The sequence below is a fragment of the Aquihabitans sp. McL0605 genome (genome assembly GCF_049993875.1).
Lineage (GTDB): Bacteria > Actinomycetota > Acidimicrobiia > Acidimicrobiales > Iamiaceae > Aquihabitans.
On sequence record NZ_CP188252.1, the window covers coordinates 2,783,342 to 2,804,518 of the forward strand.

At 73.1% G+C, this 21,177-nt stretch carries 23 protein-coding genes; 16 read left to right on the forward strand and 7 right to left on the reverse strand.

Annotated features, from left to right (window positions below; all coding sequences use genetic code 11):
* Positions 1-182 precede the first annotated feature (182 nt).
* Both glnII and ACPPVX_RS12970 read left to right on the forward strand, forming a co-directional pair.
* Complete coding sequence (glnII, locus tag ACPPVX_RS12965; protein WP_426575035.1) at positions 183-1,190, forward strand: glutamine synthetase GlnII; 1,008 nt, start codon at positions 183-185, stop codon at positions 1,188-1,190.
* A gap of 169 nt (positions 1,191-1,359) precedes the next feature.
* Complete coding sequence (locus ACPPVX_RS12970) at positions 1,360-1,821, forward strand: flavodoxin family protein (protein ID WP_426570976.1); 462 nt, start codon at positions 1,360-1,362, stop codon at positions 1,819-1,821.
* On the opposite strand, the gene ACPPVX_RS12975 is transcribed toward ACPPVX_RS12970, so the two are convergent.
* Positions 1,809-2,651, reverse strand: coding sequence for a hypothetical protein (locus tag ACPPVX_RS12975; RefSeq protein ID WP_426570977.1), 843 nt, complete (start codon positions 2,649-2,651; stop codon positions 1,809-1,811). The two genes, ACPPVX_RS12970 and ACPPVX_RS12975, sit on opposite strands and share 13 nt — an antisense overlap.
* Before the next feature lie 195 nt (positions 2,652-2,846).
* On the opposite strand from ACPPVX_RS12975, the gene ACPPVX_RS12980 reads away from it, so the two are divergent.
* The 7 genes from ACPPVX_RS12980 (at position 2,847) to ACPPVX_RS13010 (ending at position 9,095) form a co-directional block, all read left to right on the forward strand.
* Positions 2,847-3,527 carry a glycosyltransferase family A protein gene (locus tag ACPPVX_RS12980; RefSeq protein ID WP_426570978.1) on the forward strand — a complete coding sequence of 227 codons (681 nt, stop codon included), beginning with the start codon at positions 2,847-2,849 and terminating at the stop codon, positions 3,525-3,527.
* Positions 3,524-4,687 carry a nucleotidyltransferase family protein gene (locus ACPPVX_RS12985; RefSeq protein ID WP_426570979.1) on the forward strand — a complete coding sequence of 388 codons (1,164 nt, stop codon included), beginning with the start codon at positions 3,524-3,526 and terminating at the stop codon, positions 4,685-4,687. Before ACPPVX_RS12980 ends, ACPPVX_RS12985 begins: the two co-directional genes overlap by 4 nt.
* Positions 4,684-5,820, forward strand: a complete 1,137-nt coding sequence (locus ACPPVX_RS12990; RefSeq protein WP_426570980.1) for a glycosyltransferase family 4 protein — start codon at positions 4,684-4,686, stop codon at positions 5,818-5,820. Before ACPPVX_RS12985 ends, ACPPVX_RS12990 begins: the two co-directional genes overlap by 4 nt.
* 81 nt (positions 5,821-5,901) lie before the next feature.
* Positions 5,902-6,294, forward strand: a complete 393-nt coding sequence (locus tag ACPPVX_RS12995) for a PqqD family protein (protein ID WP_426570981.1) — start codon at positions 5,902-5,904, stop codon at positions 6,292-6,294.
* 2 nt (positions 6,295-6,296) lie between these two features.
* On the forward strand, positions 6,297-7,343 hold the full coding sequence (locus ACPPVX_RS13000; protein WP_426570982.1) for a hypothetical protein: 1,047 nt from the start codon (positions 6,297-6,299) through the stop codon (positions 7,341-7,343).
* Positions 7,340-8,032 (forward strand): glycosyltransferase family 2 protein, encoded by a 693-nt coding sequence (locus ACPPVX_RS13005; protein ID WP_426570983.1) that lies wholly within the window; start codon positions 7,340-7,342, stop codon positions 8,030-8,032. Before ACPPVX_RS13000 ends, ACPPVX_RS13005 begins: the two co-directional genes overlap by 4 nt.
* Complete coding sequence (locus ACPPVX_RS13010) at positions 8,001-9,095, forward strand: hypothetical protein (protein ID WP_426570984.1); 1,095 nt, start codon at positions 8,001-8,003, stop codon at positions 9,093-9,095. The genes ACPPVX_RS13005 and ACPPVX_RS13010 overlap by 32 nt, the downstream gene beginning before the upstream one ends.
* Here the strand turns inward: ACPPVX_RS13010 and ACPPVX_RS13015 are convergent, their stop codons facing one another.
* Genes ACPPVX_RS13015 through ACPPVX_RS13025 form a run of 3 tightly spaced genes read right to left on the reverse strand, consistent with a single transcriptional unit; the run spans position 9,096 to position 13,062 of the window.
* Positions 9,096-10,151, reverse strand: coding sequence for an NAD-dependent epimerase/dehydratase family protein (locus ACPPVX_RS13015; RefSeq protein WP_426570985.1), 1,056 nt, complete (start codon positions 10,149-10,151; stop codon positions 9,096-9,098).
* Positions 10,124-11,131, reverse strand: coding sequence for a Gfo/Idh/MocA family protein (locus tag ACPPVX_RS13020; protein WP_426570986.1), 1,008 nt, complete (start codon positions 11,129-11,131; stop codon positions 10,124-10,126). Before ACPPVX_RS13020 ends, ACPPVX_RS13015 begins: the two co-directional genes overlap by 28 nt.
* A 35-nt stretch (positions 11,132-11,166) precedes the next feature.
* Positions 11,167-13,062: an ABC transporter ATP-binding protein gene (locus ACPPVX_RS13025; RefSeq protein ID WP_426570987.1), complete on the reverse strand. Its 1,896-nt coding sequence runs from the start codon at positions 13,060-13,062 to the stop codon at positions 11,167-11,169.
* A gap of 124 nt (positions 13,063-13,186) precedes the next feature.
* Between ACPPVX_RS13025 and ACPPVX_RS13030 the strand changes: the two genes are divergently transcribed.
* On the forward strand, positions 13,187-13,675 hold the full coding sequence (locus tag ACPPVX_RS13030; protein WP_426570988.1) for a nuclear transport factor 2 family protein: 489 nt from the start codon (positions 13,187-13,189) through the stop codon (positions 13,673-13,675).
* A gap of 22 nt (positions 13,676-13,697) precedes the next feature.
* Here the strand turns inward: ACPPVX_RS13030 and ACPPVX_RS13035 are convergent, their stop codons facing one another.
* Positions 13,698-14,159 carry an N-acetyltransferase family protein gene (locus tag ACPPVX_RS13035; protein ID WP_426570989.1) on the reverse strand — a complete coding sequence of 154 codons (462 nt, stop codon included), beginning with the start codon at positions 14,157-14,159 and terminating at the stop codon, positions 13,698-13,700.
* A gap of 44 nt (positions 14,160-14,203) precedes the next feature.
* On the reverse strand, positions 14,204-14,764 hold the full coding sequence (locus ACPPVX_RS13040; protein ID WP_426570990.1) for a hypothetical protein: 561 nt from the start codon (positions 14,762-14,764) through the stop codon (positions 14,204-14,206).
* A 68-nt stretch (positions 14,765-14,832) separates the two neighbouring features.
* Between ACPPVX_RS13040 and ACPPVX_RS13045 the strand changes: the two genes are divergently transcribed.
* From ACPPVX_RS13045 to ACPPVX_RS13065, 5 genes are all read left to right on the forward strand, one after another.
* Positions 14,833-15,189: an MmcQ/YjbR family DNA-binding protein gene (locus ACPPVX_RS13045; protein WP_426570991.1), complete on the forward strand. Its 357-nt coding sequence runs from the start codon at positions 14,833-14,835 to the stop codon at positions 15,187-15,189.
* Between the two features lie 110 nt (positions 15,190-15,299).
* A complete protein-coding gene (locus ACPPVX_RS13050; protein WP_426570992.1) occupies positions 15,300-15,899 on the forward strand; it encodes a hypothetical protein in 600 nt (199 codons plus the stop codon).
* A 130-nt stretch (positions 15,900-16,029) separates the two neighbouring features.
* On the forward strand, positions 16,030-17,769 hold the full coding sequence (locus ACPPVX_RS13055; protein WP_426570993.1) for an NAD+ synthase: 1,740 nt from the start codon (positions 16,030-16,032) through the stop codon (positions 17,767-17,769).
* Between the two features lie 205 nt (positions 17,770-17,974).
* Complete coding sequence (locus ACPPVX_RS13060; RefSeq protein ID WP_426570994.1) at positions 17,975-18,898, forward strand: DMT family transporter; 924 nt, start codon at positions 17,975-17,977, stop codon at positions 18,896-18,898.
* Positions 18,891-19,415, forward strand: a complete 525-nt coding sequence (locus tag ACPPVX_RS13065) for a hypothetical protein (protein ID WP_426570995.1) — start codon at positions 18,891-18,893, stop codon at positions 19,413-19,415. The genes ACPPVX_RS13060 and ACPPVX_RS13065 overlap by 8 nt, the downstream gene beginning before the upstream one ends.
* 3 nt (positions 19,416-19,418) lie before the next feature.
* On the opposite strand, the gene ACPPVX_RS13070 is transcribed toward ACPPVX_RS13065, so the two are convergent.
* Positions 19,419-20,072, reverse strand: coding sequence for an immunity protein Imm33 domain-containing protein (locus ACPPVX_RS13070; protein WP_426570996.1), 654 nt, complete (start codon positions 20,070-20,072; stop codon positions 19,419-19,421).
* 152 nt (positions 20,073-20,224) lie between these two features.
* Between ACPPVX_RS13070 and ACPPVX_RS13075 the strand changes: the two genes are divergently transcribed.
* The gene (locus ACPPVX_RS13075; RefSeq protein WP_426570997.1) at positions 20,225-21,163 is read left to right on the forward strand and encodes a sigma-70 family RNA polymerase sigma factor; all 939 of its coding nucleotides are present in this window, start codon (positions 20,225-20,227) and stop codon (positions 21,161-21,163) included.
* Positions 21,164-21,177: the final 14 nt, after the last annotated feature.

Consider the following 21,177-nt stretch of genomic DNA (forward strand, 5'->3'; position numbering starts at 1 on the left):
CACGCCGGGCGGGCGGAGGCGGGCCGAGTGGCGGCCGGGACACCCTGTCTGCCGAACGTACCGGTTCACAGACCGTTCACATACGGGAAATGACCTCGCGCGTGAACCCTCCTAGGGTCCCTCCCGCACAACGGATCTGCCTGCCTGCACAGGGGCTGGCGCAACAACTGGAGATGACTTCCGTGGTTTACAAGGCCGAATACATCTGGATCGATGGCACCGAGCCCACCGCTCGCCTTCGCTCCAAGACCCGCATCCTCGAAGACGATCGTGCGCACGACAACCTGCCCATCTGGGGCTTCGACGGGTCCAGCACCAACCAGGCGCCTGGCGACAACTCCGACTGCGTGCTCAAGCCCGTCGCGGTCTTCCCGGACCCGATCCGTGGCGGCGACGACATCTTGGTGATGTGCGAGGTCTTCCTCGTCGACGACACCCCGCACCCGACCAACTCCCGCGCCCCCCTGCGCGCCATCGCCGAGAAGTACGCCGACCAGGACATGTGGTTCGGCATCGAGCAGGAGTACACGTTCTTCAAGGACGGTCGGCCGCTCGGCTTCCCGGTCAACGGCTTCCCCGCCCCGCAGGGCTTCTACTACTGCGGCGTCGGCGCCGATGAGGTCTTCGGCCGCGACGTCGTCGAGGCCCACATGGAGGCCTGCCTCGAAGCCGGCATCGGCCTCTCGGGCATCAACGCCGAGGTCATGCCTGGCCAGTGGGAGTTCCAGGTCGGCCCGCTCGGTCCGCTCGATGTGGGCGACCACCTGTGGGTCGCTCGCTGGCTGCTCTACCGCATCGCCGAGGAGTTCGGCATCTCGGCCACCGTCGACCCCAAGCCCGTCAAGGGCGACTGGAACGGCGCCGGCTGCCACACCAACTTCTCCACCAAGGCCATGCGCGAGGGCTACGACCCGATCATCGCTGCCTGCGAGGCGCTCGGCGCCCGGGCCGAGGAGATGGTCCGGGCCTACGGCCACGGCATCGAGGATCGCCTGACCGGCGCCCACGAGACCGCCCCGTGGACCGAGTTCTCCTACGGCGTGTCCAACCGTGGCGCTTCCATCCGCATCCCGTGGCAGGTGGCCGTCGAGAAGAAGGGCTACGCCGAGGATCGTCGTCCCAACGCCAACATGGACCCGTACCTGGTGGCCCGCTTGATCACCGACACGGTCTGCTCGGCCGCCGTCTGATCCACCCTGTCCGACGGGCTCCGGCCTGATCGGTTGTGCCTGCTGCCGGTCCCTTCGGGGGCCGGCAGTGGCGCGTCCGGCGTCGGTGGCGATCGACCCGGGCGCGTGCTCGGGGCCATCCGGGTCGGCGCCGCCTCTCGGTGCGGAGCCGCTCTGGGACACTGGTGGGGTGCCTCGCATCCTGGTCGTGCACCACACGGTGTCCCCGCCGCTCGACACCCTCCTGCGAGCCGTGCTAGACGGCGCGGCTCGGCCGGAGCTGCCCGACGTCGAGGTGGTGGCCCGACCGGCGCTGACCGCGTCGCCCGTGGATGTCCTCGAGGCCGATGGCTACGTGCTGGGAACGCCCGCCAACCTCGGGTCCATGAGCGGGGCGCTCAAGCACTTCTTCGACACGATCTACTACCCGTGCCTCGAGGCGGCGCAGCGGCGGCCGTGGGGCCTGTACGTGCACGGGAACAACGACGTCGACGGGGCGATCCGCGACATCGAGCGCATCGTCACCGGCCTCGGGTGGCGGGCCGTCGCTGCGCCCGTGCGCGTGATCGGGCCGGTCGACCCGGTCGCCACCGACGCGTGCTGGGAGCTCGGCGCCACCATGGCGGCGACGGTGAGCGATCAGCCGGTGTAGCTCGCGGTGTCGCTGATCGGCGTGGCGGGGGTGGCCGGAGCCTCGACCACCGGCGGCTGGAGCTGCGGCACGTCGGTGCCGGCGCCCACCACGGTGATCTCGAACGGGATCTCCAAGAAGCACTGGCTGTTGGTGCTGCCGTCGAGCAGGCACCAGCGGGCGGTGAACCCGTAGACCCCTGCGGTGGTGGCGGCACCGGTCCACGTGCCGTCGACGTGGAAGTCCAACCCCGGTGGCAGGTCGCCGACGGTCTCGAAGTGGGAGTCGACGATCTGGGAGAAGCCGTGGGCGGTGACGTCGACGCCGTGCGGGGTGCCGCCGACCGGGACGGTCTGCTCGTTCGGCGCCAGGCAGGCGGCGTCGACGTGGGTGAGTGGGAAGTCGACGGTGGCGGTGGCCGGTTCGCCCACGACGTAGCCCGGGCCCGGCTCGACCGTCAGCGTGATGGTGCCGGACCGCGTCGGGTCGATGAAGAGGACCGTGGCTTCGTGCCCGGCCGCGATGGTGACCGGGTCGGGCAGCGCGTCGTAGTCGGTGCCGGCGACGAGCGTGCCGCCGTAGGACACGTCCACCGAGATGTCGCCCGATGTGGCGTTGGGGCGCTCGACCTTCAGGAACCCGGTGTTGGAGCTGCTGCGGGTGACCCCGTCGCAGCCGGTCACCGAGGTGACGCTCCCGTTCAGCGCGGCGGCGATCACGTCTGGGGGCGGCGCACCCTGAGGTGTCGCGGATGCCGGGCCGGGTGCGAGCACGGCGGCCACGAGCAGCGCGGCGGCCGCCGCCACCGCGATCCGTCGCGCCCGTCCCCTGCTGCTGGTCTGTTGCTCCACGCCTCGTCCCCCTGGTCGCCGAGGAGGCGAGTCTTCCAAACCGTCGGCGCCCGTGGGCGTGATCGGGCCGGTGGATCCGGTCGCCACCGACGCGTGCTGGGAGCTCGGCGCGACCGTCGCGGCCTCGGTCGCGGGCGGACCGACCCGCTCCGGACCTGCTCAGGCCCTTCTTCCGGTGCCCTACCTTGGGGAGCCATGGCACCGCTCGCAACCGTGGTCATCCCGATCCACGACGGCGAGCGGTTCCTGGCCGACGCGCTCCGCAGCGTCGCCGACCAGGCGCTCGACCTCGAGGTCATCGTCATCGACGACGGGTCCACCGATGCCAGCGCCGCGATCGCGGTCGGTCACGGGGTGATCTGCCTGCGCCAGGCGCAGGCCGGGCCCGCCGCCGCCCGCAACGCAGGGATCGCGGCGGCCACCGCTCCCCTGGTGGCGTTCCTCGACTGCGACGACCTGATCCCGCCCGGTGCCCTCCTGCGCCAGATCGAGCACCTGACCCAGGACCCCGCGATCGACGGCGTGCTCGGCATGCAGTCCTACGAGGTCCTCGATGGGGTGGCGCTGCCGGCGTGGGCGGTGGCCGATCGGGTGGGAGAGCCTGGCGAGGTCTCGCGCCCGTCGGTGTTCGCCGGCGTCTTCCGGCGCGAGCTGTTCGAGCGGGTCGGACCGTTCGATCCGGACCTGCGCCTGAGCGAGGACCTCGACTGGCTGATGCGGGCCAACGAGGCCGGCGCCACGATCGAGGTCCGCGACGACGTGGGCCGGGTGCGGCGCATCCACGGCGGCAACCTCACCTACGACACCGATGGCCTGCGGCGCTCCATGCTCGATGCCCTGGGCCGGCGGGTCCGGCGGAAGCGGGCGGTGTCGTGAGGCGGCCCGGGCTCGACGGCTCGTGCTGGCCGGGCCCGGTCACCGAGGAGGTCCTCCGCGCCGCTCTGCTGCCTCCGGACGAGGCCCGCGCCGCATGGACGCGCGTCCGCGGCGACATCGACCTGCGCGACGACGCCATGGCGGACCGCTCCCGGCTGCTGCCGCTCGTGCTCCACACCATCGGTGCCGAGGCTGCGGGCGACGACGCCCCCACCATGAAGCGCCTCCACCGCGAGGCCTTCCGGGACAACACCCTCCACCTCCACCACGCACCGTCGTGGCTCGATCCGCTGCAGCAGGGCCGGGTCGCGGTCATGCTCCTCAAGGGCCTGCCGCTGGCCCTGCACGCCTACCCCGACCTCGGTCGGCGCCCGATGAGCGACGTCGACGTGCTGGTCCCGTCGCCCGACATCGCCCGGGCGGTCGATCTGCTCGTCCGCGACGGATGGGTCTGCGGCGAGGCCAACCCGCTCCCGCGCTCGTGGCGCGCCCGCCACAGCGTCCCCCTCGTCCACCCCGAAGGGGGCCACATCGACCTGCACCACGTCCCTGGTGTGCCCTTCATGGGTCGCACCGAGGGCCGGGCCTCCGTCCCCGAGATCTGGGCCGGGCAGCGGCCGAGCGAGCTGGTGGGCCGGGCCATCGCCCTTCCCGCGCCCGAGGATCTGCTGCTCAACGTCATCGTGCACGGCGTGACGAGCATCCCGGGATGGTCGTCGCGCTGGGTGGCCGACGCGGTCGTGCTGCTGCGCACCCAGTCCGTCGACTGGGACCGGTTGGTCGAGCACGCCCGGCGCCACCGGGTGGTCCTGCCCGTCCGGAGCGCGCTGCGCTACCTGGTGGACGAGTTCGACGCCCCGGTCCCCGCCGATGCCCTGTGGGCGCTGTGGGCGGCGGTGGCCTCCGCGGGGGATCGGCGGCGCTTCGACCTCCTCACCGGCCCGGCCGACGACGGGCCCATGGGGATCGGCGCCATCCGGCGGGCCCGATGGGTGCGGCTGCGCACGGCGGTCGGTCCGGGCCGCGCCGTGCTGGCGACCCCGCGGTTCACCGCCGACCTGCTGCGCGTCGACCGCACCCGCCACGTGCCGGCTGCGGTCGTGCGCCGCGGCCGCCGCTGGGCGGGGAGCCGCCTGACGCCCTCGCGGACGTCACCGTGAGCGGGGAGCGCCGACCGCGCGTGCTGTTCATCACCCCGGCGTACCTGCCGTGGCTCGGGGGCCTCGAGGTGCTGGCTTCGCAGCTCCTGGCCGAGCTGCAGCGCCGGGGGAGCGAGGTGGGGCTCATCACGTGCCCGCACGCAGCCGTCGACGCCGGGCTCGATGAGGTGAACGGCGTGCCGGTGCTGCGCACCGGCGCCCAGGAGGCGCTGGCCCGCAACGACGGCGCCGCGGTGCTGCGGCGGGCCGTCGAGATCGGTCGCTTCACCCGGGACCTGGCCCCCGACGTGGTCCACACCCACGATGGCTCCACCGCGCTGTGGATGTACCTGCGGACCGAGCGCCACAAGCGCCCGCTGGTGGCCACCGTCCACAACGTCATGAGCGCCCACCTGGGCGACGAGCTCGCTCCGGTCGCCGCCATGGTCGCCGAGGCGTCGTGGGTCACGGGCGTGTCCCAGGACGTGGTCGATGACACCGCCGCGCTCTTCCCCGACGTGGCCGACCGGCTCTCGCTCGTGCGCAACGCCGTGCAGGCGCCTCCGGGCGAGCCGCAGCCGATCGCGGCGCACGCACCGCTGATCTGCGTCGGCCGGCTCGTCCCGCAGAAGGGGTTCGACATGGCCATCGCGGCGTTCGCCTCGGTGGCGCCCGCGTTCCCGTGGGCCCGGCTGCAGATCGTGGGGACCGGCCCGGACCGTGACGACCTGGTCGCGCAGGCCCAGGCGCTCGGCGTCGGCGACCGGGTCGAGCTGGTCGGCCGGGTCGAGCCCCACCGGGTGCCCGAGCTGCTGGCGCAAGCGCGGGCCCTGGTGATGCCGTCGCGCTACGAGGGCCTGCCCCTCGTGTCGCTCGAGGCGGCGTGGTCGGCCCGGGCGGTGGTGGCCATGGCGGGGCCCGGCTTGGCCGAGGCCGTGGTCGACGGCGTCACCGGCCTGCTCGTCCCGCCCGGCGATGTCCCGGGCTTGGCCGCCGCCATGGCCGAGGTGCTCGGGTCGACCGCACGAGCGAGTGCGCTCGGCCGGGCGGCGCGCGCCCGCGTCGAGCAGGAGTGGTCGATCGGTGCGACGGTCGACCAGTACGAGGCCGTGTACCGGCGCGTCGTCGCAGGTCACCGGGCCGAGGCCTCCTGAGCGTCGAGTATCGTCCCGACGAACGACCGGAGGGGCGAGCCAACCATGTTGGAAGCGGGCAGGTTCGTCGTGGAGCCGTGGATGACCCACGAGCGCCTCGATGATCAGGTGATGATGATCAACCTCGAGACCGGGGCGTACTTCGCCTTGGAGCAGGCGGCCGCGGACTGCTGGTCGGCGCTCGTCGAGGGCGCCGGGCCCGAGGACCTCGTGCAGGTGCTGGTGGCCGGGTTCGAGGTCGACCGGGCGCAGGCCGCCGTCGATGTCGATGCCTTCCTGCGCAGCCTCGTCGACGAGAGCATCCTGAGCTGGTCGCCGGAGGCGCCAGCTGTCGCGATCGCCCCGCCCGTGGCGGCCATCCCCCGTGCGGCCTACCGGCCGCCGCAGATCGAGAAGCACGACGACCTCGAGGAGCTCCTGCTCCTCGATCCGATCCACGACATCGGCCCGGAGGGCTGGCCCGCGGTGGGCTGACCGTGCGCCAGCGTCTCCCACCCGCACCACCCCCGGAGCAGGTCGACGAGTTCGTCGGCCGCAGCTTCGAGGCGTTCGAGCACGCGTGCGCCGACGCGCCCGTCGAGGTGCGCCGCCTCGGCATCGCCGACCGGGAGGTTTCGATCCGCTTCCGGTCTCCCGAGATCGCCGCGCGCTACCGCGCTGCCACCCTCTCGTCCGAGCTCGGACCGACCGTCGGTGGGGAGGCACCGCCCGCGCTGACCATCGGCTGCTGGGACACGGCTACCGCCGGCGTGGGCCTGCCCGAGCTCCCCTGGATCGACGAGAACCTGCTGCACCGCGATCGCGTCCGCGGCCACACCACCGGGGACGTGCGGGTCACCTACCAGCAGTCCGAGGGGCTGCTGCACCTCTACGACGGTCGCCAGGCGCGGGGCCTGGTCCACGCCTCGAGCCCGAACGCGGTGCCGCCCTGGACCGACCGGGCGCCGTTCCGCACGTTCATCGGATGGTGGGCCACCGATCTCGGCCTGTCGATGATGCACTCGTCGTGCGTCGCCACCGAGCGGGGCGCGGCGCTCATCGCCGGCAGCAGCGGGTCGGGCAAGTCGACCACGGCCATGACGTGCGTGCTGGCCGGGTTCGCCTTCCTCTGCGACGACGCCTGCATCGTCGACCTCGACGCCGCAGGAGGACCGATGGTCCACGCCGTCTACGGGCGTTCGAAGCTGGAGCCCGACGCGGCCCGCCGGCTGGGGCTGGGGCCCGGCCCCGACGGCGGCCCGCTCCTCACGGAACCAGCGGGCGCCGTCAAGCGGGCGCCGGCCCGCGTCCTGCTGCTCCCCCAGGTCACCGGCCGGCGCGAGACGCGGGTGGAGGAGCTGCCCCGCACCGAGGTGCTGCGCACCCTCGTGCCCGGATCGATCCGTGAGGGCGGTGGCCTGGGTGGCCGCGCCCTGCAGGAGATGACACGGGTCGTGCGCACCGTGCCGTCGTACCGGCTGCTGCTCGGCACCGATGTCGACGGCGTGGCCGAGGCCGTGGCTGCCGCGATCGAGGCGGCGTGACCGTCGACGTCACGGTGATCGTGGCCGTGCGCGATGGCGCCCGCTACCTGCCCGAGGCGCTCGCGTCGGTGGCGGGCCAGTCGGTGCTGCCCGCGGAGGTGATCGTCGTGGACGACGGCTCCACCGATGGTTCGGGTGCGGTGGCGGCGGCGTGCGCGCCGACGGCTCGGGTCATCGTGCAGCCGCCCTCGGGCTACGCCGCGGCGGTCAACCGGGGCGTGGCCGCCGCCCGCTCCTCGCTGCTCGCGTTCCTCGACGCCGACGATCTCTGGAGCGCCACCTCGCTGGGCGACCGCCTCGACCGCCTCGACCGCCTCGCCGTGGGTGACCCGGCTGACATCGTCGTGGGCGCCACCCAGAACTTCCTCTCGCCCGACCTCTCCGACGCCGACGCCTCCGGCATCCGCCTCCACGAGCGCCCGTTCCGGGCCGAGGTCCTGGCCGCCGCCGTCGTCCGGGCCGACGCCTTCGAGCGGGTCGGCCCCCTCGACGAAGACCTGCGCACCGGGTCGGCCATCGATTGGATGTCCCGTGCGCGCCACGAGCAGCTGGCGTTCGCGTTCGTGGACGCCCTCGTCCTCCACCGCCGCATCCACGCGTCGAACCTCGGCCGCCAGGACCAGTCGGCGCGCAACGCCGAGCTCCTGCAGGTCGTGCGTGCCCACCATGCCCGCCTCCGCCCGCGGTGAGGACTCGGCGACTCCCGTCGCCGCGGTGTCGTCGACCATGCGGCTGCTCCTGGCGGCCGCGCTCCTGCCGCGGGATCAGGCGGCGGAGGCGTGGCGGTCGTGGCTCGCGGCCGTCGACTTCGAGGACCTCGAGGACGGGGCCACCGCGCTGCTCGGCCTCGTGGCCCGGAACCTGCCCGAGCTCCACGCCGGCGACGCCATCGACGGCCGGGTGCGGGGCGTCCAGCGTCAGACCTGGGCCGGCAACCAGGTCCTGTGGTCGGCCGTGCGCCCGCTGGTCGACCGGCTCGGCACGGTGGCGGGACCGCCGCTCCTGCTCCCGCCCACCGCGCTGGTCCCCGCGTTCGATGGCGCGTGGGGCGCTCGGCCCTGGCACCGCATCGAGCTCGCCCTCCACGCCGAGGCCGTGGCCGGTGTCCGGTCGGCGTTGGCGAGCACCGGCTGGCCCGTCGATCACCTGACCCCCCGCCTGCTCGCGTGGACCCGAGCCGGTCTGGTGGGGCGCTGGCAGGCGACCGACGCCGCCGGCAACTGGGTGTCGATCCGCTGGCAGCTGCTGCGCGGCATCGGTTCCCAGGTCGCCGACGAGCAGCTGCGGGGGGCCGCGCTGAGCACCACGGTCGGGTCGGCGCGGGTGCACCTGCTCCACCCGGCGGACGCCTTGGTCGAGCGGCTGTGGAACGCCCCGGACGACCTCGGGCCCGGTTGGATCGTCGAGGTCGTGGCGCTGGCGCGCCGGCTGGAGGTGGCGCAGCCCGAGCTCGGGGTCGACCCGAACGCTGGCCCCGCGCGCTTCGCATCTCGTGCTCGATCGCTCGGCTTGAGCGGCGTCCTGCGCGAGCGGCTCGATGTGGTGGCCGACGTCCTGGACGACCCGGCGGTCTCGTCCGCACGCGCCGCGCTCGACCGGACGCGTCGAGGCGCGGTCGAGGCGCTGTGGTCGCTCCCCGGGCCGGTCGCGGGCGTGGGTCGGACGTGGGCGGGGCACGCGGCCGGCCAGGGGCTCGTGGGCGGCGCGCGCTCGGTGCTGCGGGTCCGCCGGGCCGTGGCGCAGGTCCGCTAGCTAGCGGGGATCGGCCCAGCGCAGGTAGGCCTCGGTGCGGCGCATCCCCTCGTCGAAGCCGACCACGGGAGCCCAGCCCAGCTCGGCGGCGGCTCGACCGAGCGGCACGTCGAGGTGCGCCCGCCGCGGCGCGAGCTCCGCCGCGCTGGGCACGACCAGCCGTCGCCGCGCCGGCAGAGGAGCGGCGCGGCGCAGGGTCCGTCGGTCGACGGCGCGGAGCAGCCGGTGGGCCGTGCCGGGCCGCGCCGGCCAGCGCACCTCGGCTCGAGCGCCGCTCTCGATGGCGGCCAGCGCGTCGAGCTCGTCGTCAGGCAGCACGGCCACCGCCGGTCGGCCGACGACCTGTCCGAACGCTTCGAAGAGCTCGACCCACGTGATGGGCCCCGGACCGGAGACGGGGATCCGCCCCGAGCTCCGCGGCGGACCGCTGGCGGCGGCCCACACGGCCTCCACCACATCGTCGACGTAGATGAGGTGGCACGGCCCGCTGCCGCGGGCCACCGCCACCCGACCCCGTTCGACCTGATCTCGAAGGTGGATGGCCCCTTCCCGGGTGAAGGGCCCGTAGACCAGCGGGGCGGCCACGACCGTGACCTCCACCCCTGCTTCGGCGCCGGCGGCCACGAGGGCCTGCTCGAACGCCTCGCGCCGTGCGCCCGCCTCGTCGGGCCGCGCCGCGACCGGGCCGCCGGCATCGGAGGGCCGGAGCGCGCCCAGGTGGACCAGGCGGGGCACCCCGGCCCGAGCGCAGCCGATGACGAGGGCGGCGGCGGTCGAGGCGCGGACGCCGGGGCCGTCGACGAAGCTGACCGCCGCGTCGCAACCGGCGAGGACCGCCGCGAAGGCCTCGGGCTCGGTGCCGTCGTCGAGGGGTGGTGCGTCGTGCAGCCCGACGGCGTAGCGCAGGACCCGGGCGGTGTGCCACCAGCGGTGGACCAGGACCTCGACCTCGGCGCGGTCCTGACCCGCGACGACCTCGACGAACCGGCCCCCGATGGCACCGGTGCCGCCCAGCACCGCGACGCGGGTCACGAGCGGGCTGCCGAGGTCATCCACCACGGCTCGTCGGTGGTCCGGACCCGATGGCACGCTTCGATCAGTGCGGCCACCACGATCCCCTGGGCGGGGGTGGCGAGCGTCGGTGGCCACCTGCCGTCGAGCGCCTCGGACCAGGCCACGAGCTGGCGGTCGAACTGGTCCGGCAGGTCGAGGGGGTCGTCGTGGAGCAGTGCGGGATCGACCCCATCAGGGAGGCTGACCACCTGCGCCGGCTGGTAGTGGTCGAGGGCCACCTCGACGAGACCGCGCTCGGTGTGGACCCGGATCGTGTTGCGCAACGACCGGATCCGGCTCAGCTGGAGGTGCAGGGGGACGTCGCCCGCCAGGAGCTCGATGGTGGCGTCGGCCTCCTGGCCGCCGTGGCCGTCGTCGACGCACGAGACCACCTCGAGCGGCCCGAACCACCACGCCAGCACATCGATGGTGTGGGCGCCCTGGTTGGCGATGACGCCGCCGGCCGCACCGACGACGTACCCCGAGCTGGTCGCGATCCAGTCGTCCCGACCGCCGTGCGCGGCGTCGACGCGCAGCACCTTGCCGAGCGATCCGGATCGGAGGAGGGCGGCCGTCGACCCGAGCACCGGCAGGTGGCGGCGCACGTGGCCGACGGCCAGGGCGCGCCCGGCCGCGGCCGCAGCCGCCGCCATGGCCTCCGCCTCGGCTCGGGTGCCGGCGATGGGCTTGTCGACGAGGACGTCCTTCCCCGCGGCGAGGAGCTCGATGGCGAGGGGCGCGTGCAGCTCGTCGGGCACCGCGACCACGGCCGCATCGAAGGCATCGAGGGCGGGGCCCACCTCGGCTCCGAGGGCGGCGTCCGGGAACGAGCGGGCGAGGTCGGACCGACGACCGGCGTGCGGGTCGATGAGGACGGCTGGTGCCAGCCCAGCCCGGGTGAGGGCCTCGGCGTGAAGGCGCCCGGCACCGCCGCACCCCACGATCGCGACCCGTCGACCGATCAGCACGCCGTCGTCGGTCACAGGGCGGAGTCTGGCACGAGCCGCGGCGGCACCGATCAGGTCGCGTCGGCCGCGAACGACGACACCTGGAGCCGGTACAGCTCGTCGTAGAGCCCGCCGTTGGCGATCAGCTCGTCGTGGGTGCCCTCCTCGGTGACGCGGCCTTCTTCGAGCACGTAGATGCGGTCGGCCGACCGGCAGCTCGCCAGGCGGTGCGAGATGAGCAGGATCGTCCGGTCCTCGGCGAGCGAGCGCACCCGCTGGTAGAGCTCGAACTCGGCCCGCGGGTCGAGCGCGGCGCTGGGCTCGTCGAGGATGAGCAGGTCGGGCTCGGCGAACAGCGCACGGGCCAGGGCGATCCGCTGCCACTGCCCGCCGGAGAGCTGGCTGCCGCCCTCGAACTTGCGGGTCAGCAGCGTGTCGTAGCCGAGCGGGAGGTCCTCGATGAAGGCGTCGGCGCCGGCCAGCTTGGCCGCCGCTCGGACCCGGTCCATGTCCCCGACCCACTCGTGGCGACCGAGGGCGATGTTCATGGCGGCCGACATCTCGAACCGCACGAAGTCCTGGTTGACCACGGCGATGCGAGCGGCGAGCAGGTCGGTCCGGAGGTGGTCGTAGGCGACGCCGTTCCAGCGGATCTCCCCGTCTGTCTGCTGGTAGAGCCCAGCCAGGAGGAGGGCGAGCGTGGTCTTGCCCGACCCGTTCTCACCGACCAGCGCCACCACCTGGCCGCGCGCCATCTCCGCCGAGACGCCGTGCAGAGCCAGGCGGTCCGTGCCCGGGTACTGGAAGTCGAGGCCCTCGACCCGCAGCTCCCGGAGGGGCTCGGGCTCGCCGTCGCGGGAGGCGGCGTTCGATGCGGAGCCGCCGGCGACCTCGATGAACCGGTCGAGGTCACCGGTGAACAGCGCGCACTCGTAGAGGCTCGCCGCCCCGGTGCCCACCGACCGAAGCCGTCCGGCGAGCGCCGGGATCAGCACGGCGATCGTCGCCGCCGAGGCCGCTTCGACGCGCTTGGAGAGCACCAGCCAGATGAGGACCCCCACGGCCGCCATGAACGCGGCCCCGGAGAGCACGCCGCCGACCGCGAGCCGGCGCCCGCGGGCCTTGGCGACCTCGTCGCTGCGGTCGATCCGGATCGTCCAGAGCCGCTCGTGGCGCTCGAGGAGGAACCGCTGCAGCCGGTACGACCGGACCTCCTTGGCGCCGGCCCGCACGGTCATCAGCTCCTCGATGGAGTAGCGCTCCCGGTCGATGGCCGTGAGGTCGGCTTCGGCCTGGTGGATCTCGTCGGCGTTGCGGCGCGCCAGCCACGGCGCCGCCAGGTGACCGAGGATCAGGACCGGAAGGATCTGGGGCGTCAGCACGATCATGCTCAGGACCATGGCCCCGGCGGTGAGGACCGCCTGGACCAGCGTGATCAGGCCGTTGACCACCTGGGAGGGCCGGTTCTGCGAGCTGATCCGCGCCCGGAGCAGCGCGTCCTCGAAGGTGGCATCGTCGAACGCGGCGTAGTCGACCCCGGACGAGGCTCCGAGCAGGGTGCGCATGGCGTGGCCGGCGACTCGCTGGGTCAGCAGGCGCTGCAGCTCCGGCGTGCAGGCCAGGACCACTGCGTACAGGCTGATGACGATGCCCATCGCCACCAGCAGCCCCACCAGGGGGCCGGTGGGGTGCCCGGACGACTCCGATGCGAGCAGCTCGTCGAGCACGGCGCGCGCGAGGAACACCTGGACGAACAGCAGGAGCGACATCACCACCTGCAGGGCCAGGACGAGGATCAGCAGGCTCCGGGCGGCCGCCCACACCAGCTGGACCGCCGAGCGCAGCGCGCTTCGCAGCTGGGCCATGCCGCGGTTGCGCGGGCCGGGCCGGAGCACGTCGTAGACCGAGGACCCGAGGGCGGCGGGCGAGCTGGTCGCCGGCTGGTCGGCGCCCCCTCCCGTGCTCACCTCGACATCTTGGCAGACCCCTCGCGGCCTGCCTTCCCGACGATCAGGGGGCGCCGCGGTCGCCGCGGGCGCCCGTCGTCACGGCGTGGCGCGCGCGGCCCAGCGATGGGGCAGGCTGCGGCACATGGCTGGCGCACCCGAACCGATCGATCCCGACCGGATGGCGGAGACGATCGACCACGTCGCGGTCACGCGGCTCCAGCAGGCGTACGCCGACGGGGTCACGCGGCGCGACTGGCCGGCGGTGGCGGCGCTGTTCCTCCCTGACGCGGTGGTGACGCTCGACCTGGTGACCAGGCCGCCGATGGAGCACGTCGGCCCGGAGGCGCTCACCTCGTTCGTGGCGGCGGCGATCGAGCGGTTCGACTTCTTCGAGTTCGTGATCCTCAACGCCCACATCGAGCTCTGGCCCGGTGATGACCGATCGGCCGCCACCGCCCGCGTGTTCATGTGCGAGCTGCGCCACGACCCCGCGGAGGGCGAGCGCAGCGAGGCGTTCGGCCTGTACCGCGACACGTACCGGAAGGTCGACGGGACCTGGCGGATCGCCGCCCGTCGCTACCGCTCCATGGCCCGCTTCCCGGCCGGCGAGGTCTTCCCGCTCGACACGTAGGTGAGCGGCGCGCTGGCGCAGGTCAGGGCAGGCGGAGGTCCATCCAGCGGTCGTCAGGGGCGAACCCGGTGTGCTCGTACAAGGGGCGGCCGGCATCGGTGGCGTACAGGTAGAGGCGTCGCCAGCCCTCGGCCCGCGCCGCACCGGTGGTGGCGGCGAGCAGCTGGCGGGCGATGCCCTGCTTCCGGGCGCTCGGCGCCACGTACATGTTCACGATGTAGCCCTCGTGGGCCCGGAGCTCCTCGGGGAGCGGCGGCGCGTCCTGGGTGAGCACGCTCACCAGCCCCACGGGCTCGCCGTCGGCCTCGGCCACCCACGACCGGAGGCGGTCGCGGGCGGTCACGTCGGCCAGGTAGGCGCGCGTGGCGTCGACGAACGCCGACGTCAGTTCGGCGACTTCGATCTCACGGAACTCGGCGATGAAGGCGAGGCGGAGGCGGAGCACCACCTCGGCGTCGCCGTCGTCGGTGGGTCGGATCAGCACGGGGCGGGAGTCTGGTCGGCCGGTCCTGTCGGCGGCCAGTGGGTTCACGCGCTCGGGGTCGGGTGGCGCTGCTCGATCGAGATCAGCAGGGCCCGGCGCTCGTCGTCGGTGATCGCGGCCTTGGCGTAGGCCTCCTCGACTCCGGCCACCAGCTCGGCCACCGTGGTGCGGCGGACCAGGAGATCGGCGCCGGCGGTGGCGGCCAGCTCGATGGGCAGGAACGCCAGGCGCACGTACGCCGGGGGCAGCTCGCCGCCCGTCCGCACCAGCACGCCGCGGGTGGTCGACTCGCCGGCGGCGTGCTCGAGCGCCAGCTGCCGACGGAACCCGTCGTGGTCGAACGGCTCGAGCGCCAGCGCCACCGGGCCGCCGTCGCGGTGCCCGTGGGTGCGGACCTCGGCGACGATGGGCGCGTCGAGGAGCGTGCGGTCGAACAGCGGGTGGTCGTCGTCGAGGAGGAGCTGCACCACGGTCCAGTGGTGGCCGTCGATCGTGCGGCTGCCGACGTCGAGCCCCATGACGCCGTGCGGTCCGTCGAGCACGGGCCGGTCCTGGGTGAGCACCTGGGCCGGGCCGCCGGCGAGGGCGAGCGAGATCAGCTCCATGGCCGGAGCCTACGTACGCGCGGGCGGCCGGTCTGCGGGAACCGGAGGATCGTCGTACCGTGATCGCCATGGCGACCGAGGACGATGTCCGGCGCATCGCGCTGTCCCTCCCCGAGGTGATCGAGAAGCCGTCGTACGGCACGCCCGGGTTTCGGGTGAAGGACAAGCTGTTCCTGCGGATCCGCACCGATGCCGAAGGCGGTCTGCTGGTGTTCGTCGGCGATCTCGGCGACAAGGACGCGCTGCTCGCGTCGGACCCGCAGAAGTTCTTCACCACCCCGCACTACGACGGCCATCCGTCGGTCCTGGTGCACCTGGAGGCGGTCGACGCCGACGAGCTGACCGAGCTCATCACCGACTCGTGGCTCGTCAAGGCGCCGCCGAAGGTGCGCAAGGACCACCCTGAGGTGGGCGGACCGGCCTGATCCCCGCCGATTCGGAACGATCGCGAACGGCTCACGAATCCTTCACACCTGGGGTCCAGAGTGGGTTCCACGAGGCCCCGCAGGTGGGGCCGGAATCGCAGGAGAACCTCATGGGCAAGAAGCTCGCAGCTGTCGGCATGGCCGCAGCGGTCACCGTCGGTGGCTTCACCGTCGCCGCCATCAACCCCCTCGGGGTGGCAGGGGCGCAGGACGCACCGGCCGCCGTCACCACCAGCACCGGCCAGAAGGCAGCCCACGACGGGCCGCTGGCCCGGGCGCTGGCCAAGCTCGTCGCCGACGGCACCCTCACCCAGGCCCAGGCCGACAAGGTGGCCTCCACCACCAAGGCCGAAGCCAAGACGGCCGTGGAGGCCCGCAGGGAGAAGCGCACCGAGCGCCGCACCGAGCTGCTCGCCGTCGTCTCCAAGGCGCTGGGCTCCACGCCCGCCGACGTGAAGGCCGGGTTCAAGGACCACAAGTCCATCGCCACCCAGGCCAAGGACAAGGGCGTCGACATCGCGGGGGTCGACGCGGCCATCAAGGGCGAGCTCACCACCCGCCTCGATGCGGCGGTCAAGGACGGCAAGCTCACCCAGGAGCGGGCCGACCAGGCCAAGGCCAACCTCGACAAGGCCGTCGACAAGATCGTGAACGCCGACGGCACGGGCGGCGGCCTCCGGGAGCGCCTGCGCCAGCGCCGGGGCAACTGACCCCCACCGCATCGGACCCACATGGGCGTCTGGCGCAGGTCTCCGTCGGAGGGTCGACGTGGACCTGCGCCAGAGCTGCGTCTGGGCCCGGACCGGCGTGGGCGGGGCCGGGCCGTGACACACTTTCTCCATGGGTCGCCTCCGGATCGCCAGCTGCCAGATCAACACGCGGGTGGGCGCGCTCGACCACAACACGGACGCCATCGTCGAGGCGCTGCGCACGGCCGAGGAGGCCGGGTGCGACCTGGCCGTCTTCCCCGAGCTGGCGGTCACCGGCTACCCGCCCGAGGACCTGCTGCTGAAGCCGGGCTTCATCGCCGACAACCGGGCGGCCCTCGAGAAGGTGGCCGCCGAGACCCGCAGCTGCGTGGCGGTGGTGGGCTTCGTCGATGCCGGCCGTGACCTCTGGAACGCCGCCGCCGTCTGCGCCCACGGCGAGGTGGTCGGGGTGTACCACAAGCGCGAGCTGCCCAACTACGCCGTGTTCGACGAGGCCCGCTACTTCGCCCGGGGGGCCGAGCCGGCCCAGCTGTGGTCGGTGGGCGGGATCAGCGTGGGCATCTCGATCTGCGAAGACGCGTGGAACCCGGCCGGGCCCATCCTCGACCAGGCCGACAGCGGCGCCGAGCTGATCGTCAACCTCAACTCGTCGCCGTACGCCGAGGGAAAGCTCGCCCGCCGCGAGCGGATGATGGCCACCCGGGCGGCCGATGCGTCCTGCGCCCTGATCTACGTCAACCAGGTGGGTGGGCAGGACGAGCTGGTGTTCGACGGTGGGTCGATGGTGTTCGACGCCGAGGGCACGCTCATCGCCCGGTCGCCGCAGTTCGTCGAGGACGTGCTGATCGTCGATCTCGAGGTGGAGCCCGTCTACCGCAAGCGCCTGCTCGACCCGCGGGGTCGGCCGACCGACGTGCTGCTGCCCATCGAGGCCACCCGCGGCGAGGAGATCGAGGCCAGCGAGACCGCCCGCAACAGCACCGAGGCCCCGCTCGCACCGGCCCCCGTCGCCGACGCGCTCGATCCCGACGAGGAGGTGTACCGGGCCATCGTCCTCGGCACCCGCGACTACCTCGTCAAGAACGGCTTCAGCGATGTGGTGATCGGCCTGTCGGGCGGCATCGACTCCACGCTCGTCGCCGCCATCGCGGTCGACGCCATCGGGGCCGACCACGTGCACGGCGTGTCGATGCCGTCGCGCTACTCCAGCGACCACTCCAAGAGCGATGCCGAGCTGCTCGCCCGCAACCTCGGCATGGCCGACTTCCGCACCATCGCCATCGAGCCGGGCCACTCGGCGCTGCTCGAAATGCTGGCGCCGTCGTTCGAGGGCCGCGACGCCGACCTCACCGAGGAGAACCTGCAGAGCCGCCTCCGCGGCATGACGCTCATGGCGCTCTCGAACAAGTTCGGCTGGATCGTCCTCTCCACCGGCAACAAGTCGGAGGTGGCCGTCGGCTACGCCACCCTCTACGGCGACACGGTCGGCGGCTACTCGCTGCTGAAGGACGTCTACAAGACCCGGGTGTACGACCTCTGCCGCTGGCGCAACACCCAGGGCCCCTCGCCGGTGATCCCCGAGGGCGTCATCACCAAGCCCCCGTCGGCCGAGCTGCGGCCCGACCAGCGCGACGACCAGTCGCTGCCGCCCTACGACGTGCTCGACCCCATCCTCGAGGGCTACATCGAGCACGACCGCACCGTGAGCGAGCTCATCGCCCGCGGCCACGACGAGGCCACGGTCCGCCGCGTCACCCGGCTGGTCGACAACGCCGAGTACAAGCGGCGCCAGAGCCCCATCGGCGTGAAGGTCACCGCCAAGGCCTTCGGCAAGGACCGCCGCCTCCCCATCACGAACGGCTACCGCTGAACCCGACCCCTCCGGGCTCGGCTCCAGCGGCAGCCGTTCTCGTCTTCACTCCTCCCGCCATCCCGCCCCGCCCGGTACCAGCCGCAGGACCAGTCCGGCCGCTCCGCCCCACCCCCGTCGAACCACCTGTGGCTGCCGTTGCCGGGCAACGGTTCGCACAGAAGGTTCGAGCTGATCGGTCGTGATGCCCGCTCCGGAGTCATCCGTGCTGCCCTCGCGCGCCCGGGGGGCGGCCGCGCTGGCGCTGGCGGGGTTCTTGTTCGGGTCGACGTTCCTGGTGGTGCAGGACGCCATCGAGCGCGCCGCGGTGTTCCCGTTCCTCGCCGCCCGGTTCCTGATCGGTGGCGCGGTGCTGTGGCCGCTGGCGCGGCGCCGGCCGTCCACGCCCGACGAGCTGCGCCACGGCGTGCTGGCCGGGCTGACGCTGCTCGCCGGGTTCCTGTTCCAGACGGCGGGCCTGCGCAGCACCACCTCGGCCACGTCCGCGTTCATCACCTACCTGCTCGTCGTGATCGTCCCGCTCATCGGCGTGGCCCGGACCCGCACCGCGCCGGCCACCAACGTCGTCATCGGCGTGGTGCTGGCCGTCGCCGGGCTGTTCCTGCTGTCGGGTGGGATCGACGGCATCGGCCGGGGCGAGCTGCTCACCGTGGGCGGGGCGTTCTTCTTCGCCCTCCACATCGTCGTGCTCGGCGAGGTGTCCGGCCACCACGACCCGATCCGCCTCACCATGTGGCAGGCGGTCACGGTGGGCGCGTGCTGCTTCGGCCCCGGCCAGTTCGCGCCGGGCGGCTACTCGTTCGACGCCGGCGTGTGGGCGGCAGCCGCGTTCTGCGGTGTCGGGGCCACGGCCGCCGCGTTCTGGTGCATGTCGTGGGCGCAGCGGGTGGTCCCGGAGTCGCAGGCGGCGATCATCTTGCTCCTCGAGCCGGTGTCGGCGGGCGTGCTGGGCGCGCTGGTGGGCGAGCACCTCGGGCTCTCGGGCGTGGTCGGCGCCGCCCTGATCCTGGTGGCCGTGCTGGTCGCGGAGCTGGGTGGGCGCAGCCATCCAGCGGCGGTGGGAGCCGAGTTCGTCCTCCTGCATGTTGACGACGAGTCGGACACGGACCAACCTCCGGGTCGTGACTGACCTCTCCGACGCCCCGGTGATCACCCCGCCTGGTCTCCCGATCCTCGATGCCGCGGGCTGGGTCGGCCGGGCGTGCTGGGCCGAGCTGCGCCTGAGCCTGATGCTCACGCACTGGCTGGCGGTCGAGCCCGACCCCGCGGCCTCGGCTGTGTTCTGGGCGGAGCGGTCCGACGCCGCCGACCGCGCCGAGGGCTGGCACCGCCGCCTCCCCGAGCTGCGCGAGTTCCCGCGCGAGTCGTTCATCAACGCCTCGTCCGATGCGGTGGCGGACCTGTTCAACGACCTGACCGTCCTGGATGCGCCCGAGGGCACCGAGCTGCGGCGCGGGGCCCTGGCGGCGGTCCTGCGGGGCCTGCGCCTCGGCTACCACGCCCACCAGGACGTGGTGGTGGGGCCGGCCGACGGGCCGACGGCCACCACCCTGAACGCAGCGCTCCGGTCGACCTTCGGCGTGGGCGGCTTCGACCCCGACCCGGCGTGGACCGAAGCAGTGGACGCAGCCGGCGGCCTGCCGTAGCGGCTAGGTGTTCTTGAGGCGCACGTAGCGGCGGTGGTCGGGTCGGTAGACCCACTCGCCCACGCCGGCCTGGAACACCTCGACCAGCGCCGGGAAGCGCTGGACCAGCTCGCCCAGGGCCATGGCCTCGGTGCCCGTGCCGTCGCCGTCGCCGAAGAAGTCTTCGGCCTCGTCGCCGGCGGTGATGCTCCACCCGCTGTCGGTGGCGTCGAGCGGGGTGTCGAACCCGGCCCATCCGGGCGGGCCGGGGACCTCCCGCACGCGGGTGCTGACGACGGCGCGCAGCTTCACGTCGAACGTGACGTCTTCCTTGCGGAGCGCGATCCCGGCCACGTGGCGGGCCTCGAAGGCCACGACGGCCGACGGCTCGAGCGACGTGATCACCTTGGGGCGGTTGGTGAGCCAGCCCTCGTAGGCGCTGTCGGGGAGCGTGGAGCGCACCTCGACCCACATCCGCTCGGCGTTGGGGCCCGAGGCGGGGGGCGGATCGAGCACGAACACGAGCTTCACCATGTCGCCCGCCCGGAGCGCCTGGCGCTCGCCGACGGTGGGGATGGGGAACGTGTCGGGAAAGGCCTCGTGCTGCGCCTCAGCATCGAGAAGACCCCACTCAGCAGGCACGATGGGACGGGTGGAGGCGGGGGTGGCGTCGCTCATGAAATCCGGATGTTTGGTGGTCTTGACCCGGTCGGTATCGTAAGGGAAGCCCGGATTCATGCCCAGGGTAGATCGTTCCTCCTCCTGAGGGGCGGATCCACCCCCTCCGGTCGGGGTGACCGGGCCCTCAGTTCCAACAGAAAAGGTGCAAGATGGCGAAAGAGCGTGTTGAGCGGGACGAAGAAGACCTCGTCCGGCTTTACCTCACCGACATCGGCCAGTACCCCTTGCTCACCAAGGACGACGAGGTCCGCTTGGCCCAGGCCATCGAAGCGGGCAACACGGCGCGCGAGGAGATGGAGAACGCCACCAAGGAGCTGACGGCTGCCCGGAAGCGGGAGCTGCGCCGGCTCTCCCGCGAGGGCGAGCGCGCCGAGCGCACCTTCGTGCAGTCCAACCTGCGCCTCGTCGTGTCGATTGCCAAGAAGTACCAGGCCTCCGGCCTGCCGCTGCTGGACCTCATCCAGGAGGGCAACCTCGGCCTGATGCACGCCGTCGAGAAGTTCGACTGGCGCAAGGGCTTCAAGTTCTCCACGTACGCCACGTGGTGGATCCGCCAGGCCATCACCCGCGGCATCGCCAACACCGGCCGCACCATCCGCCTCCCCGTCCACGCGGGCGACACGCTGGCCCGCCTGCAGAAGGCTCGGGCCCGCCTGGAGCTGAAGATGGGCCGCCCGGCCACCCTCGCCGAGCTCTCCGCCGAGGTGGAGATGCCCGAGGACAAGGTCACCGAGGCCCTGCGCTTCGCCGCCGAGCCCCTCTCGCTGTCCGAGCCCCTTCGTGAAGACGGCGACGCCGAGCTGGGCGATGTGGTCGAGGACCGCTCGGCCGAGTCGCCCTTCGAGGTGGCCGCCACCGCGCTGCTGCCCGAGGAGATCTCCCGCCTGCTGTCGCCGCTCGACGAGCGCGAGCGAGAGATCCTGAAGCTCCGCTTCGGCCTCGATCGGGGCGAGCCCCGCACGCTGGAAGAGGTGGGCGAGCACTTCAACCTCACCCGCGAGCGCATCCGCCAGATCGAGGCTCGCGCCATGTCCAAGCTGCGCCACCCGTCTTCGGACACGGGCGCACGGGACCTGCTCGCCGTCTGATCCACCGTCTGGGA